Annotated in this window: 11 protein-coding genes and 1 pseudogene; 8 read left to right on the forward strand and 4 right to left on the reverse strand. The window is 56.9% G+C overall.

Annotated features, from left to right (window positions below; translation table 11 throughout):
* Positions 1–12 precede the first annotated feature (12 nt).
* The 7 genes and pseudogenes from putP to KJF94_RS28895 all read left to right on the forward strand — a co-directional run bounded on the left by putP (position 13) and on the right by KJF94_RS28895 (position 10,856).
* Positions 13–1,497, forward strand: a complete 1,485-nt coding sequence (putP, locus tag KJF94_RS28865; RefSeq protein WP_214380353.1) for a sodium/proline symporter PutP — start codon at positions 13–15, stop codon at positions 1,495–1,497.
* Positions 1,498–1,849: 352 nt separating this feature from the next.
* The gene (locus tag KJF94_RS28870) at positions 1,850–3,763 is read left to right on the forward strand and encodes a type VI secretion system Vgr family protein (protein WP_214380354.1); all 1,914 of its coding nucleotides are present in this window, start codon (positions 1,850–1,852) and stop codon (positions 3,761–3,763) included.
* The gene (locus KJF94_RS28875) at positions 3,753–4,490 is read left to right on the forward strand and encodes a DUF4123 domain-containing protein (RefSeq protein ID WP_214380355.1); all 738 of its coding nucleotides are present in this window, start codon (positions 3,753–3,755) and stop codon (positions 4,488–4,490) included. Before KJF94_RS28870 ends, KJF94_RS28875 begins: the two co-directional genes overlap by 11 nt.
* A complete protein-coding gene (locus tag KJF94_RS28880; RefSeq protein WP_214380356.1) occupies positions 4,490–9,148 on the forward strand; it encodes an RHS repeat protein in 4,659 nt (1,552 codons plus the stop codon). The genes KJF94_RS28875 and KJF94_RS28880 overlap by 1 nt, the downstream gene beginning before the upstream one ends.
* Positions 9,145–9,444 carry a contact-dependent growth inhibition system immunity protein gene (locus KJF94_RS28885; protein WP_214380357.1) on the forward strand — a complete coding sequence of 100 codons (300 nt, stop codon included), beginning with the start codon at positions 9,145–9,147 and terminating at the stop codon, positions 9,442–9,444. The genes KJF94_RS28880 and KJF94_RS28885 overlap by 4 nt, the downstream gene beginning before the upstream one ends.
* A gap of 357 nt (positions 9,445–9,801) precedes the next feature.
* Positions 9,802–10,125 (forward strand): hypothetical protein, encoded by a 324-nt coding sequence (locus tag KJF94_RS28890; protein WP_214380358.1) that lies wholly within the window; start codon positions 9,802–9,804, stop codon positions 10,123–10,125.
* A 414-nt stretch (positions 10,126–10,539) separates the two neighbouring features.
* A pseudogene (locus tag KJF94_RS28895) lies at positions 10,540–10,856 on the forward strand (hypothetical protein).
* A gap of 65 nt (positions 10,857–10,921) precedes the next feature.
* Here the strand turns inward: KJF94_RS28895 and KJF94_RS28900 are convergent.
* From KJF94_RS28900 to KJF94_RS28910, 3 genes are read right to left on the reverse strand one after another with little or no spacing between them, the layout of a single operon-like run.
* Entirely contained in the window at positions 10,922–11,338 is a 417-nt protein-coding gene (locus tag KJF94_RS28900; RefSeq protein WP_214380359.1) for a type VI secretion system amidase immunity protein Tai4, read from the reverse strand.
* Positions 11,335–11,907, reverse strand: coding sequence for a type VI secretion system amidase effector protein Tae4 (locus tag KJF94_RS28905; protein ID WP_214380360.1), 573 nt, complete (start codon positions 11,905–11,907; stop codon positions 11,335–11,337). The genes KJF94_RS28900 and KJF94_RS28905 overlap by 4 nt, the downstream gene beginning before the upstream one ends.
* Entirely contained in the window at positions 11,907–12,491 is a 585-nt protein-coding gene (locus KJF94_RS28910) for a PAAR domain-containing protein (RefSeq protein WP_008042052.1), read from the reverse strand. Before KJF94_RS28910 ends, KJF94_RS28905 begins: the two co-directional genes overlap by 1 nt.
* A gap of 251 nt (positions 12,492–12,742) precedes the next feature.
* On the opposite strand from KJF94_RS28910, the gene KJF94_RS28915 reads away from it, so the two are divergent.
* Positions 12,743–13,582: a 23S rRNA (adenine(2030)-N(6))-methyltransferase RlmJ gene (locus KJF94_RS28915; RefSeq protein ID WP_145314312.1), complete on the forward strand. Its 840-nt coding sequence runs from the start codon at positions 12,743–12,745 to the stop codon at positions 13,580–13,582.
* A 120-nt stretch (positions 13,583–13,702) separates the two neighbouring features.
* Here KJF94_RS28915 and msrA read toward each other — a convergent pair whose 3' ends face one another.
* The gene (msrA, locus tag KJF94_RS28920; protein ID WP_214384976.1) at positions 13,703–14,350 is read right to left on the reverse strand and encodes a peptide-methionine (S)-S-oxide reductase MsrA; all 648 of its coding nucleotides are present in this window, start codon (positions 14,348–14,350) and stop codon (positions 13,703–13,705) included.
* Between the last annotated feature and the right edge of the window lie 118 nt (positions 14,351–14,468).

The raw sequence follows: 14,468 nt of genomic DNA on the forward strand, positions 1-14,468 counted from the left end.
GGGCGTAACTTAATGAGCGTAAGCAATCCAACCCTGATCACGTTCGTGATCTACATCGCAGCAATGGTGCTGATCGGCTTCATGGCCTATCGCTCCACCAACAACCTTTCTGACTACATTCTGGGCGGTCGCAGCCTGGGCAGCGTCGTGACTGCATTGTCCGCCGGCGCCTCGGACATGAGCGGCTGGTTGTTGATGGGCCTGCCGGGCGCCATCTACATGTCCGGTCTGTCTGAAAGCTGGATCGCCATCGGCCTGATCGTCGGTGCTTACCTGAACTGGCTGTTCGTCGCCGGCCGTCTGCGCGTGCAGACCGAGCACAACGGCGATGCGTTGACCCTGCCGGATTACTTCTCCAGCCGTTTCGAAGACAAAAGCGGTCTGCTGCGGATCATCTCTGCGGTCGTGATCCTGGTGTTCTTCACCATCTACTGCGCTTCCGGCATCGTGGCCGGCGCCCGTCTGTTCGAAAGCACCTTCGGCATGTCCTACGAGACAGCGCTGTGGGCCGGTGCTGCGGCGACGATTGCCTACACCTTCGTCGGCGGTTTCCTGGCAGTAAGCTGGACTGACACCGTACAAGCCACGCTGATGATCTTCGCCCTGTTGCTGACGCCGATCATCGTGCTGCTGGCCACCGGCGGCGTCGACACCACGTTCCTGGCCATCGAAGCGCAAGACGCCAGCAACTTCGATATGCTGAAAAACACCACCTTCATCGGCGTGATTTCGCTGATGGGCTGGGGCCTGGGCTACTTCGGCCAGCCGCACATCCTGGCGCGTTTCATGGCGGCGGATTCGGTCAAGTCGATCGCTAACGCTCGCCGTATCTCCATGACCTGGATGATCCTGTGCCTGGGCGGCACCGTGGCTGTTGGTTTCTTCGGTATCGCTTACTTCTCGGCGCACCCTGAGGTGGCCGGTCCTGTGACCGAAAACCACGAGCGCGTGTTCATCGAACTGGCCAAAATCCTGTTCAACCCATGGGTCGCCGGTGTACTGCTGTCGGCCATCCTGGCTGCCGTGATGAGTACTTTGAGCTGCCAACTGCTGGTGTGCTCGAGCGCCCTGACCGAAGACTTCTACAAAACCTTCCTGCGCAAAACCGCTTCCCAGGTTGAACTGGTCTGGGTCGGTCGCGCCATGGTGCTGCTGGTTGCCCTGATCGCCATCGCGTTGGCCGCTAACCCGGAAAACCGCGTACTGGGTCTGGTCAGTTACGCCTGGGCAGGTTTCGGTGCTGCGTTCGGTCCGGTCGTCCTGATCTCCGTGATCTGGAAAGACATGACCCGCAACGGCGCACTGGCCGGCATCCTGGTCGGCGCGATCACTGTGATCGTGTGGAAACACTTCGAGCTGCTGGGTCTGTACGAAATCATCCCTGGTTTCATCTTCGCCAGCCTGGCGATCTACATCGTCAGCAAACTGGGCACGCCGACTCACGGCATGCTTCAGCGCTTTGCCGCTGCCGAGGCTGATTTCCGCCTGAACAAGTGATCGGGATGAGCTGAGGCTCTGACCTTTTGCCGAACATGAAAACGGCCCGCTTCCTTTGGAGGCGGGCCGTTTTTTTGTCTGCCGGGAAATTTCATTGGTTTTACTGACGCCTTCGCGGGCAAGGCTCGCTCCTACAGAGATCGCGTAGGTCCTGTAGGAGCGAGGCTTGCCCGCGAAGGCGTCCTTCAATTCAACCCCGACCTTCCCGAAGAAATGTCTGTAGCCAAACACCCCGATTTTCGAAGGAAAAATCTCTAAAAAAACCCGACAAATCTGAGTTTCCTGTCCCTTCGTCGCCACCCCTTGTCGCTCATGCAGAATTGCCCGCCTTCATTCTGCAGAGACACATCGGATGTTCGCTCTCGCCAATCAACCGCGCTTCACGCTGACCGTCGACGGCAACCAGAATGAACTCAAGGTACTTGAGTTCACCGGCAAGGAAGCCATCAGCCAGCCTTACCGATTTGACCTGGAACTGGTCAGCGAACGGTCGGACCTCGACCTCGAAAGCCTCCTGCATCGTCAGGCTTTTCTGAGTTTCGATGCGCAAGGTTGCGGCATCCACGGTCTGATTTATCGCGTGGGCCAAGGCGATTCCGGTAAACGTCTGACGCGTTATCAGATCAGCCTGGCGCCGCGTCTGACCTACCTCGGTCAGCGCATCAATCAGCGGATCTTCCAGCACAAAAGTGTACCGACGATCATTGCGCAGGTTCTCAAGGATCATGGCATCCAGCGCGATGCCTTCGAGTTTCGGCTTGGCAGTGACTACCCCGAGCGCGAGTACTGCGTGCAATACGCGGAAAGCGATCTGGCGTTCATCCAGCGGTTGTGTGCCGAAATTGGCATTCACTACCACTTCCAGCACAGCACCGATGGGCATTTGCTGGTGTTTGGTGATGATCAAACGGTGTTTCCGCGTTTGCCTGAGCTGACGCCGTACCTGCAAGGCAGCGGAATGGTGGCGGAAGCGCCGGCGATCAAGCGCTTCAACGTACGTTTGGAAACCCGTACGACTGCGGTCATCCGTCGCGATTACGACTTTCACAAACCGCACCTGCTACTTGAAAGCCGCAGCGACAGCGAGCAACGGCCGGCGCTGGAGGATTACCGGTTTCCCGGCCAATTTGCCGATCGCGAATCTGGCAGGCGTCTCGCTCAACGGGCCCTGGAACGTCACGGTGCCGATTATCGTCAGGCCGAAGGAAGCAGTGATCAATCCGCGTTAGTGAGCGGGCATTTCCTACAGCTCGGTGAGCATCCGCGTCAGGAATGGAATGACCTGTGGCTGATTACCCAGATCGAACACCATGGCCGTCAGCCGCAAGTGCTGGAAGAGACGGCCAGCAGCAACCATGAAGATTTCCAGGGTTATCGCAATACCTTTCTGGCAACGCCGTGGGACGTTTCGTTTCGCCCGCCGTTGATTGAAAAGCCTCATGTTCCCGGTTATCAGCCTGCCGTCGTCACTGGCCCGACTGACAGCGAAATCCACTGCGACGAGTTCGGGCGGGTCAAGGTTCAACTGTTGTGGGATCGCGAGAGTCAGCCCAACGAGCATTCCAGTTGCTGGTTACGCGTCGCCACCGGTTGGGCGCATGACAGGTACGGCACCGTTCTGATTCCGCGAGTCGGCATGGAAGTGCTGGTGGGATTCATCGATGCGGATGCGGATAAGCCGCTGGTGATGGCTTGCCTGCCGAACGCCGCGACCCCACTACCGCTCGACCTGCCAGCGGACAAAACCCGCAGTATTTTCCGCAGCCAAAGCAGTCCCGGTGGCGGCGGATACAACGAGTTGCGCATCGAGGATCGCCAAGGCGCCGAGGAAATCTTCCTGCGGGCCCAGCGAAACTGGACGCAGCATGTGTTGAACGACATCCACATTCAGGTGGGAAACCAGCGCAGTGCGGTCATCAGTGCGAACGACAACCTGCACGTTCACGGTGATCGCTCCATCAGGGTCAACAGCCAGACCCTCAACGCAAGCGGACAATTCCATGTCAGCGCTGGCCAGCAAGTGGTGATCGACGGCGGTGCCAACGCCACGATTCAAGCGGGTGGGCACTGGATCAACATCGGTCCCGCCGGCATTTTCAGCAGTGTACCGATCGAGCTTGGCGGAGCGCCGATGCCGGCAATGGGTGCCCAGACGATTCAAAAAGCACTCCTGGCCCTGAGCACCGCGCAAATTCTGAGCCTGCAGAGCGACGCGCCGTTCTGCGAAGAATGTGAGCGCTGCAAGGACGGTGTCTGTGCAGCCTGATCGTTTGTCCGCCCACGACTGGCTGGCGCGCCAACCGCTGGAATCTTCCGAGCAGTTGTATGCAGTGTTTGGCAGTGCCAGTTCCGCCGAACCCTTCAAAGTCTGGCAGAGCTGCAGTCTGTTGCATTCACCGAGTCCGATCTGGGCGGACACCGCGTATGCCGAGTGGGAAGCGGTCATGCCCTATGTCGGAATCGTCGCTGCTGGCAGTGAGTTTCTGCAGTGGGCGGATACGGCCGAGTCTCAGGACTGGGGTTGGTTGGCGGTGTCTTCTGCGCCCCAAGACGTACTGGTCGAGCATTTGCGCAGCCTCACCCAAGTTCTTTTGCCCAACGGCAACGCGGTGTTTTTTCGCTTCTGGGACGGGCGTTATTTGCTGCCCATTCTTCAGTCGGCCGAAGTGAATGCAACACAACTGATGCCGGTGATCGAGCGTTGCCTGATCAATGGCCAACCGCTCGAAATCGGTGGCGCCGCGCTGAAAACCTCCAGGGTTTTCCCATGGTGGGAAGTCTCAGAAACGCTGCTGGAACATCTCGCTGAACAGTCAAACACCACTCGGATGAGCAACTTGCTCAAGTGGCTGAGCGAGGACCGTCCTGATCTTTTCGAGGCGTTTTCCGAAAGCGTTTTGCGGCACAAGGTTGTGGTTTTTCTAGAGGCGCCGGACCTGCCGCCAGCACCGAAATCAGCCTTGGTGGATTACCTGATAACGGAGCTGGACTGATGGATCAGATCGTACGGATCGAGCAGGAACTCGACGGTTTCAAAGACACCTTGACGCTCTATCGCGAACAACTTGGCAACTGGTTCAACGGGGCTGCTGACAGGGTCAGCCGGGCGACGGACATGCCCTCGCTGATGGGTGTGGAACGGCAGATCAAACTCGGCAATACCACCAGGTCGGTGAGCAGTGGTGATGACGATTTTATCTCCAGTGTTGCTCAGTGTCCTGAGAGCGGGATTCTGGAGATAGAGAGCAAGTTCGAGTCGGTTTATGACATTCCGCTGGGGAACATTGATGTTGATGTGATTGCCGTTGATGGGGGCGAAAAGACGACGATCACGCTTGATGAACATGGCAAGGGAGCGTTCGAAGGTAAGGCCGGCAAGTTCTACCGCGTTCATGTCCAGAGTGAAGTGACCCCGAAGCAAGTTGAGGCGCTTTTCTCCTCTTACGACGGCCTGACCCAACAGCTGGAAAACTGGCTGCGCAACGAGTGGAAAGGATTCAAACCGCAGTGGACGCAATCGGCTTTTGCCGCGGCGGGTAACGGGATGCTCGCCGGAAGTTGGGCTGCAATCATTGGTGTCTGGGACAGCCTCAACTTGCTCTCGGACATTCTCAAGGATCCCGGCGAGTTCGTTGAACGATTGGGTAGCGGTGCTGATGAGCTGGCCAAGCTCGCAAAAACTGCGCCGGACGTGATGGCAAAAGTCCAACTGCTGGCCAGTGACGAAGCGGCACTGTGTTTGCTGCTACGCACTGCCAGCCTTTGGTTGGAGATGCTGCCGACCAGCGAGATCGCCGGCAAAACTGCCGAAGCTGTATCAACAGTAGTCGTGCAACTGCTCATCGACATTCTGATCGGGATCGTCCTGACCTTCGCTGGCGCGGGGGCTGGCATTGCTTATCTGGGTATGCGTTTTGCCAGCTACGGCGCCCGCTTCGTCAGCGTCGTGCAGGGATTCGTCAAAGCGATCTTCACGCTTATCAACAGCTTCATGTCCTACGTCGATCGCTACAAAAAGGTCGCCGCACGGGGTGTCGCGGCCGGTCTGAAAAACGGCCAGATGCAATTGCGTTGGGACGCCAAACGCAACACCACGCTCAAACAAAACGAACACCGCGACGACGCCTCAGCTCCGGCGAAAAATCCCAACGGCGACAGTGTCGATTCAGCGGGAAACACCGCCACCAACAAATGCCCGGTGTCGATGGTCACCGGCGAAGAACTGCTGACCCTCACCGACGGTTCACTGGACGGTATCCTGGCGTTCGACTTCACCCGCCTCTATCGCACCAGCGCCGTCGAGATCGATTGCGGACTCGGTTTCGGCTGGAGTCACAGCCTCGCGCATCGACTGGAAATCGATGGCGACAACATAATCTGGATCGACCACGAAAACCGCCGAACCTCCTTTCCATTGCCGACTATCGAACGGCCGGCCATCCACAACAGCCTCTCGCGCGCAGCGATTTTCCTGGGTGACGAGCCCGAAGAAATAGTCCTCGCCCAGGCTGGCGATGACACGCGTTTCTATCACTTAATCAACGGCCGACTGACAACGATCAGCGACGGTTACGACAACCGACTGCGCGTCACACGCGACCGCCAGGAGCGCATCCAGCGCCTCGATAACGGCGCTGGCCGAGCCTTGCTGTTGCGTTATGAACGCAGCCATCTGGTCGCCGTTGATTATCAGGTTTTTGTTCCGTCCGAGACCCTCGATGAGGGTTGGCGCACGGAAAAGACACTGATCAGTTACCGCTACAACGAACGCCGGCAACTGATCGAAGCCACCAATGCCGCCGGCGAAAGCGAGCGCTACGACTACGACGATCAGCACGTCATCCTCCAGCGACAACTGGCCGGTGGGGCGAGTTTCTTCTGGGAGTGGGAAAGGTCCGGCAAGGCTGCGCGATGCGTCCGACATTGGGCGTCGTTTGCGCAGATGGAGGCGCGCTATGTCTGGGATGACGCCGGCAGCGTCACGGTCCAGAACATCGATGGCAGTGAAGAGGTTTACCAGCACGACGACCAGGCACGGCTGGTGCGCAAGGTCGGGCTCGATGGCGCAGAACACCTCAAGGCGTACGACGATAAAGGCCGGTTGATTGCCGAGCAGGATCCCCTCGGCGCCGTCACCGAATACCACTACGACGAAGTCGGACGGCTGGTCGCTCTGATTACGCCGGAAGACGAACCAACCTCCTACGAGTATCGCAACGGTTTCCTGCATGCGCAGTCCCGCGGCAAAGCCGTGTGGACGTATCGGCGCAATGCCCAGGGCGATGTCACCGAGGCGACCGATCCTGACGGTCATGTCACCCATTATCACTACGATGAAAAAGGGCAGTTGCTGTCGATCCGGTATCCGGATAGCAGCCGCCAGGCTTTCGTCTGGAACGGTTTGGGCCAACTGGTTGAAGAAACCTTGCCGGACGGTGGTCAGCGGCGGTTTTCCTACGACGCGTTGGGGCGGCGGATTACGGGTCAGGACGAACACGGCGCCGTCACCCGTTACGAGTGGGATGCCGTCGGACGACTGATCCAGACGACGCTTCCCACAGGTGCCACTCGCGCCTTCAGCTACAACGCCTACGGAAAAATCACCGCCGAACGCGACGAACTGGGCCGCGTCACGCGCTACGAATACCTCGACGATCTGCACCTAGTCAGCCGCCGCATCAATGCCGACGGCACCCAGCTGAAGTATCGCTACGACAACGCGCAGCTGTTACTCACAGAAATCGAAAACGAATCCGGCGAAAAATATCGCCTGGACTACACGCCCAACGGCTTGATACGACAGGAAAGCGGATTCGATGGCCGCCGCACCGCGTATGCCTACGACCTCAACGGCCATCTGCTGGAGAAAACCGAGTTCGGCGATGACGGTTCGCAGCGGGTTACCGCTTATGAACGAGATTCGGCAGGGCGGTTGCTGGTCAAGACGCTGCCCGATGGCGTCAAGGTCGAGTACCGCTACGACAGCCTCGGCCGACTGACCGGCGTCGATGACGGACACGACCACCCGCTGGAGTTCGAGTACGACCTACAGGATCGCTTGATCACCGAGCATCAAGGCTGGGGCACCTTGCGCTATGGCTACGACGCCTGTGGCCAACTCAACCGCATGCGCCTGCCGGACGGTAGCAAACTCGACTACCACCACGAAAAGGGCGGCGCGCTGAGCGCCATCGACCTTAACGGTGCGCGGCTCACCGCCCACCAATTCACCTTTGGCCGCGAGCAGCAGCGCCAACAAGGTCGACTCACCAGCCACTATCACTACGACGAACAGGGCCGGCTGCAAGCCCACTCGATCAACCAGCAATCCCGCCCCCTGTACCTGCGTCACTACAGCTACGCGGTCAACGGCAACCTGGCGACCGTCGCTGATAGCCGTCACGGCCAGCGCAGCTATTACTACGACGCGCTCAACCGCCTGACCCGTGTCCGCCACACTCGCGACGGCCCACCAGAAACCTTCGCCCACGACCCGGCCGGCAACTTGCTGATGCAGGATCGCCCTGGTTTGGCGACCGTTAAAGGTAATCGCCTGCTGATGCAGGGTGATCGGCATTACGACTACGACGCCTTCGGAAATCTCATACGCGAACGTCGCGGCACCGGGCAAAAACTCGTCACCGAATACCGTTACGACTGCCAGCATCGGTTGATCGGCGTCACATTGCCGGATGGAAGCTGCGCGAGTTACCGCTACGACGCCTTCGGCCGCCGCATCGCCAAAACCGTCGATGGTCACACCACCGAATTTTTCTGGCAGGGCGACAACCTCGTCGCCGAAAGCAACCGCGAGCATTACCGCAGTTACGTCTACGAACCGGGCACTTTCCGCCCACTGGCCATGCTCGATGGCAAAGGCCCACGCAAGGCGTGCCCGTTTTACTACCAGCTTGATCACCTCGGCACGCCACAGGAACTCACGGATTTTGGTGGCGAGATTGTCTGGTCGGCGAAGTACAACGCCTACGGAAAAGTCACGCATCTGGCGGATGGCGGGGGAGAGCAGCTCGAGCAACCACTGCGGTTTCAGGGGCAGTACTTCGACGCCGAGAGCGGCCTGCACTACAACCGGCATCGGTACTATGATCCGGAGGTAGGGCGGTACCTGACGCCGGATCCGGTGAAGTTGGCGGGTGGGCTGAATCAGTACCGCTACGCGCTGAATCCGACGGGGTGGGTTGATCCGTTGGGGTTGTCATGCAGCGCATGCCCAGGCGATTTGGATGCAGATGGACCGTATAACGAAATTGTTCCGGGTGGAGGTTTGGCTGCGCATGAAGCTCAAGGAGGGCATCTCATCAAGAAACATGTGGGGAGAACAGACAGGCAGTTAGCTAAAAGGTTAAAAGCTGAGCCAAATATTCCTGCGGCTTCAACGTTTCCTGATCGAGCGACTGCTGAATCGGCTTCATCAATAGCATTGGATGCAAATAAAGCAAAAATCGAAAAATTTCTTAAAGGAAAGAAAAGTAAGACGACAGTTACTCATACATTTCCTTACCCAGTAGGAGTCAGTATGCCCAATGGACGTGACAACCATTTGCCGGCATCGAAGGTATTGTTGGTACTGGTCAAGGATGCCCGAAGATCTGAGGGATACTTTTTGCTAACAGGGTTTCCAGAGATATGAACAGAGAGTTTTCCGAGCTGCACGATTTTTTTGGTGCGTACTTCCATCAGGATTGGATGGTCGAACACGATTCGGCTGAGGAAGTGATTGATACGTTTTTAGCTGACTCCGATCCTGAGGATCTAAAGTTGGTCCGGCAAGAACTTGGTTTTCTGCTTGAACAGCGGAAGGGTGAAATGGAATTAAGGGAGTACTTATTGAAGGAGCTGAGCTGTTACTACTGCTACTGGAATGAGTGGGAGTCAGGTAAAGCATGGTTGCGTCATATTGCTAAAAAGTTGGGCAACGATATTTGATGGTTTTGCTGATAACGGGCAGCGAAATTTCTGGGCAAAGTCGTCGGAAGTTTCCTTCAATTTCTATCGGTTTCCATGAACTGGTGCGAAATGTGTTCCATGGATAGTCTCTGGTGGTCGCTGAAAATTCAGTGGCAGGGTGTAGGAACCCTTCAAGACTAGAGAGGACGCTTTGGCGTCGACACCTGTATTTGCGGCCGTCAACGTGCGTCCGTAAGATCAGTTGCGGCGGTTGTGCGCGGGCACGCTTCGGTGTGGTCGAGTTCTCTGGTCTCGATATTCCTACCCCGCGTATAGCTGCCACCCAAGCCTGTAGGAAGGCCGATGGTAGCTTCCCTTCTTACCAGAGGTTTAAAAATGACAAATCTTCACCCCGATCCACCCTACGAAAAACCAGTTCCCCCACCCAAAAGCCGTTTCATGGCGCTCACCAGCAACTGCGACGACATGCCCTCCTTGTTCGTCGATACCCTCGCACCACTCGACGTTTTATACGACGCGGCCAGCTTTCGAATCCGCGCCGTCACCCAAGTAATGGAAAACCTGTCGATGCGTGGCTCGATCGAATGTCAGTCTTTCATCCTGAGTGACTTTGCATTGCTCTGCGCCATTCCGTTGCGGGATGGGTGTGATGTGCTGGATGTGCTGGGGCGGCGGTTGAAAGCGCGGCGTTCGGAGTAGCGCCGGCCGCTGTTGTGGCGAAGGAGCTTGCTCCCGCTGGGCAGCAAAGCGGCCCCAAAACCTGCTATCCAGTTTCGTCAGAGATATCGCAGGGCGACTGCTTCGCAGTCGAGCGGGAGCAAGCTCCCTCGCCACAGGGTTTGTGTGGTAGCAGCAAAGGGGACGGACATATTTTTGCTGATCGCATTCACTGCAAATTCAGTGACAGGGTGTGGAAGCCCTTCTATCGTTAGGCGCGTCAAGCGCCACCAGTTCGGCGTTTTTTATCGTCTGTGTTTTATGGTGGCTGTGCGCGGGGCGCTTTCGAGTGCGCCGAGTGCCTAACGTCTCGGTCTTCCACACCTGCGTACAGCCGCCACCCATTGCGTGGAAGTGATTGTTGGCGGTCCAATTCATACGTTAGGAATCAGACTGATGACAAATCTTCACCCCGATCCACCCTACGAAAAACCAGCCCCTCCACCCAAAAGCCGCTTCATGGCACTGACCAGCAATTGCGACGACATGCCCACCTTGTTCGTCGATACCCTCGCACCCCTCGACGTTTTATACGACGCGGCCAGCTTTCGAATCCGGGCCGTCACCCAAGTAATGGAAACCTGTCGATGCGTGGCTCGATCGAATGTCAGTCTTTCATCCTCAGTGACTTTGCATTGCTCTGCGCCATTCCGTTGCGGGACGGGTGTGATGTGCTGGATGTGTTGGGGCGGCGGTTGAAGGCGCTGTCGTAACATCGGTAAAGGGGGATCCTTCCGGTTTAATTGTAGGAAGGATCGTCCGGATGATTTTTGATGACCTACTTTGGTAGGTACTGATCCTGAGATTTGACGAATGCGTCGAATTCCGCGGAGTTGTAAACCTCTAGACAACCATAAAAAACCATTTTTTTATCGGAGTGCTTGCTGACGGATGAGGTCCTTGCGTAGGCATTACGCATGTATTTCTCGGTTTCTGCATAGGGGTCGTGCGTGACCTCAAGGGTGTCCTCGTTTTGAACGATCAGATGCTGACCTTTTCCCATCGACGAGTAGGCGCCAATCGCGAGTCCTATATCAGATTTGATTTCTGACTCGTCCTTGAATTGGCCGGAAATACAGTTGGCCAACCCATAATTTTTAAGCGTTTCTCGAGCCTTATCGATACTGATTTCAGCAGATATGACTCGCCCTGAAACCAATAGCAGTGCCAGCACAATTAACTGCGAGCGCGTCATCCTTTCAACTCCCAAAAGTTTATTTTTTCCAGCTTTACCCTCGGATTGTCATAGGTGTGGCTGTCTTGCCTATGGTAGTCACTGTCGTCACCGGTCACGTTCCCGTTCCAAAGGGTAGCGTGGCCTGATGCGTCGCTCCACCCGGTGATCTCCATGACAATGACGCCTTTTTTGCCATTTATAAAATTTGAATTACTTTGCGTCAAAAGATGGTCGGGTTCGCCCCAGTTATGTCTAAGAAAAGCGAGGAAATCTACCACCTTCATGATGTAGGGGAGTTGGTCCGCTCCACTCAATCGATAGATGGGCTGGTTTTTTATGATCGTGCCTTTGGGGATTTTGTATCCGCCATAGTTAAAGGCTCTGCTTATCCTCAAGGCGCAGGCATTCGCATAAGCATCAGGCTTTTCCACTCTTGCCGCTTCGACTCCGCCGCCGACAAGTCCATAAACCTCCACTGAGCCTTTATGACCCACTTCTGCATATGCGTTCCATAAAGTGCTGAAACGAGGCCGTTTAACCGAAATGTTGGAAGACACCCCGCCGGAACTGATGACAACTTGAGCCATTATGCTTCCCCTTCCATGTCAATAATTTCGCTTCCAAATGCGTTTGGAATGATGGCTATGCCTTTGGCTCCGACTATCCCGGTCAACGCTTTTTCGGTGGGGCCGCTAATGTTGACGGTAACCGTCTCGCCGGGAAAATAACCCGAGGTTTTTACATGAATATTCAAGTCGGTGTAAAACCGGGAAACTGACTCAACAGGCACCTGCGCATCGCCATAGGACAAGGAAATATCAGTGATGGTCTTGGGGCGATTGAGCGCGGCAGTGATGCCTGAAAAATCTGCTTTGTTGTGTTCGGCTCCTCCGTATACAGATGACTGAGCAAACATCACCTTGTTGGATTGTGGAGGGCAGCCGCAGGCAACGTAATCACCTTCCAGGGCAACCAATCCGGCCGGTAACGTAATGGTTCTGGGCCCGACCGCGACGATAGGGCCTTTTCCTTTGCTGCAGGCTGGGCAACTTGCCAAGTGTCCAATGGACGAGGTGCTTACGGCGCTATCGATGTTGATACCGACATTCCCTTCCAGTACCGAGCCGCCGGTTGAGGTGGGCGCACCGATACCAATCATCTTCCGTCCCATGTAAATCTCCATTTTAGGGGTATCAGGCCGGTCCGATCTTCGCACTCATGTGTAAGCGCCACGATGGCAGCTCTTCGGCAATGTGTGACTTGATGTTGCTCACCACATGAGCAAGATCAAAAAATCGCAGCCGTCGGTAGCTCCGACGCAGGGACGTGATTGCAATTGAATGAGCGAATGCCCGCTCAGCCGCGAAGCCCTGACGTTCGCCGCCGTACAAGGTAAACTTCCCGGCCTTCGCAGGAGCAATCATGAATTATCGTCACGCCTTCCATGCCGGCAATCACGCCGATGTGTTCAAACACCTGACCTTGACCCGCCTCATCGCCCTGATGTCGCGCAAGGAGCAGCCGTTTGCCTATCTCGACACTCACGCCGGCATTGGTCTGTATGACTTGCAGGGTGATCAGGCGAGCCGCACCGGGGAGTACCTGGAAGGCATCGCGCGGTTGTGGGATCAGCCGGATCTGCCGGCGTTGACCGCCGATTACATGAAGGTGCTGCATGACATGAACCCGGATGGCCAATTGCGCTACTACCCGGGTTCACCCGAGTTGGCGCGGCGTCTGACGCGGCCGCAGGATCGGGTGATGCTTAACGAGAAACACCCGGAAGACGGCGTGCTGCTCAAGGACAATATGGCCGGTGATCGTCGGGTGAAGGTTCACTTGGGCGAAGGCTGGCATGTGCCGCGGGCGATGTTGCCGGTGCAGGAGAAGCGGGCGGTGATGTTGATCGACCCGCCGTTTGAACAGCTGGATGAAATGCAGCGCTGTGCGGCGGCGCTGAAAGAGGCGGTTGGCCGGATGCGCCAGACGGTGGCGGCGATCTGGTACCCGGTGAAGGACCAGCGCATGTTGCGTCGCTTCTATCAGGATCTGGCGGGGTCGGGTGCGCCGAAGTTGTTGCGGGTGGAGTTGCTGGTGCATCCGCTGGACACGCCGAACAGTTTGAACGGTTCCGGATTGGCGATTGCGAATCCGCCGTGGGGGCTGGAAGAGGAATTGCGTGAGTTGCTGCCGTGGTTGTCCAAAAAGCTTGGGCAGACCCAGGGTGGGTGGCAGATGGATTGGTTGATTGCCGAGAGTTGATTGTTGATCAGATGTTTTGATGGTGTTTGATCGGGCGCCTTCGCGGGTAAGCCTCGCTCCTACAGCTCGGTGTGATCTGTAGGAGCGAGGCTTGCCCGCGATGCTTTTAGGGCCTGTAAATCAGATCGGGCAGGTCACGCCGGTGCCGCCGATCCCGCAATACCCTTCAGGGTTCTTCGCCAGGTACTGCTGGTGATACGCCTCGGCAAAGTAGACCGTCGGTGCTTCGTCGATTTCGGTGGTGATGGTGCCTTTGCCCGCCTTGGTCAACTCAGTCTGGAACACTTGTGCGCTGTGCTTGGCCGCTTCCAGTTGGGTCGGGTTGGTGGCGTAGATCACCGAGCGATATTGTGTGCCGATGTCGTTGCCCTGGCGCATCCCCTGAGTCGGGTTGTGCAGTTCCCAGAACATCTTCAGCAGCGCTTCGTAGCTGACTTTTGCCGGCTCGTAGACCACAAGTACCACTTCGCTGTGGCCAGTCAGGCCTGAGCAGACTTCTTCGTAAGTCGGGTTTGGCGTGAAGCCGCCGGCGTAACCCACCACCGTGCTGACCACGCCTTCGCGCTGCCAGAATTTGCGTTCCGCGCCCCAGAAGCAGCCCAGGCCGAAGATTGCGAAATCCACGTCGGTGACGAACGGGCCCAGCAGCGGGGCGTCGTGGACGAAGTGTTTTTCCGGCAGGCTCATCGGAGTTTCGCGGCCGGGCAGAGCTTGTTCTTTAGTCGGGAGCACGTTTTTGTTCACCAGAATTTCCGAGCGCAGAACCATCATCAGTCCTCTCAGTCAGGTTGAATGTAAATTGTCAGACACGCAGTTTGCCCAATGCCGGCCGGTTACGCACTACCTTGTGGGAGCGGGCTTGCTCGCGAAAGCGGTGTGACAGTCG

This window comes from Pseudomonas hormoni (assembly GCF_018502625.1).
Taxonomy (GTDB): Bacteria; Pseudomonadota; Gammaproteobacteria; order Pseudomonadales; family Pseudomonadaceae; genus Aquipseudomonas; species Aquipseudomonas hormoni.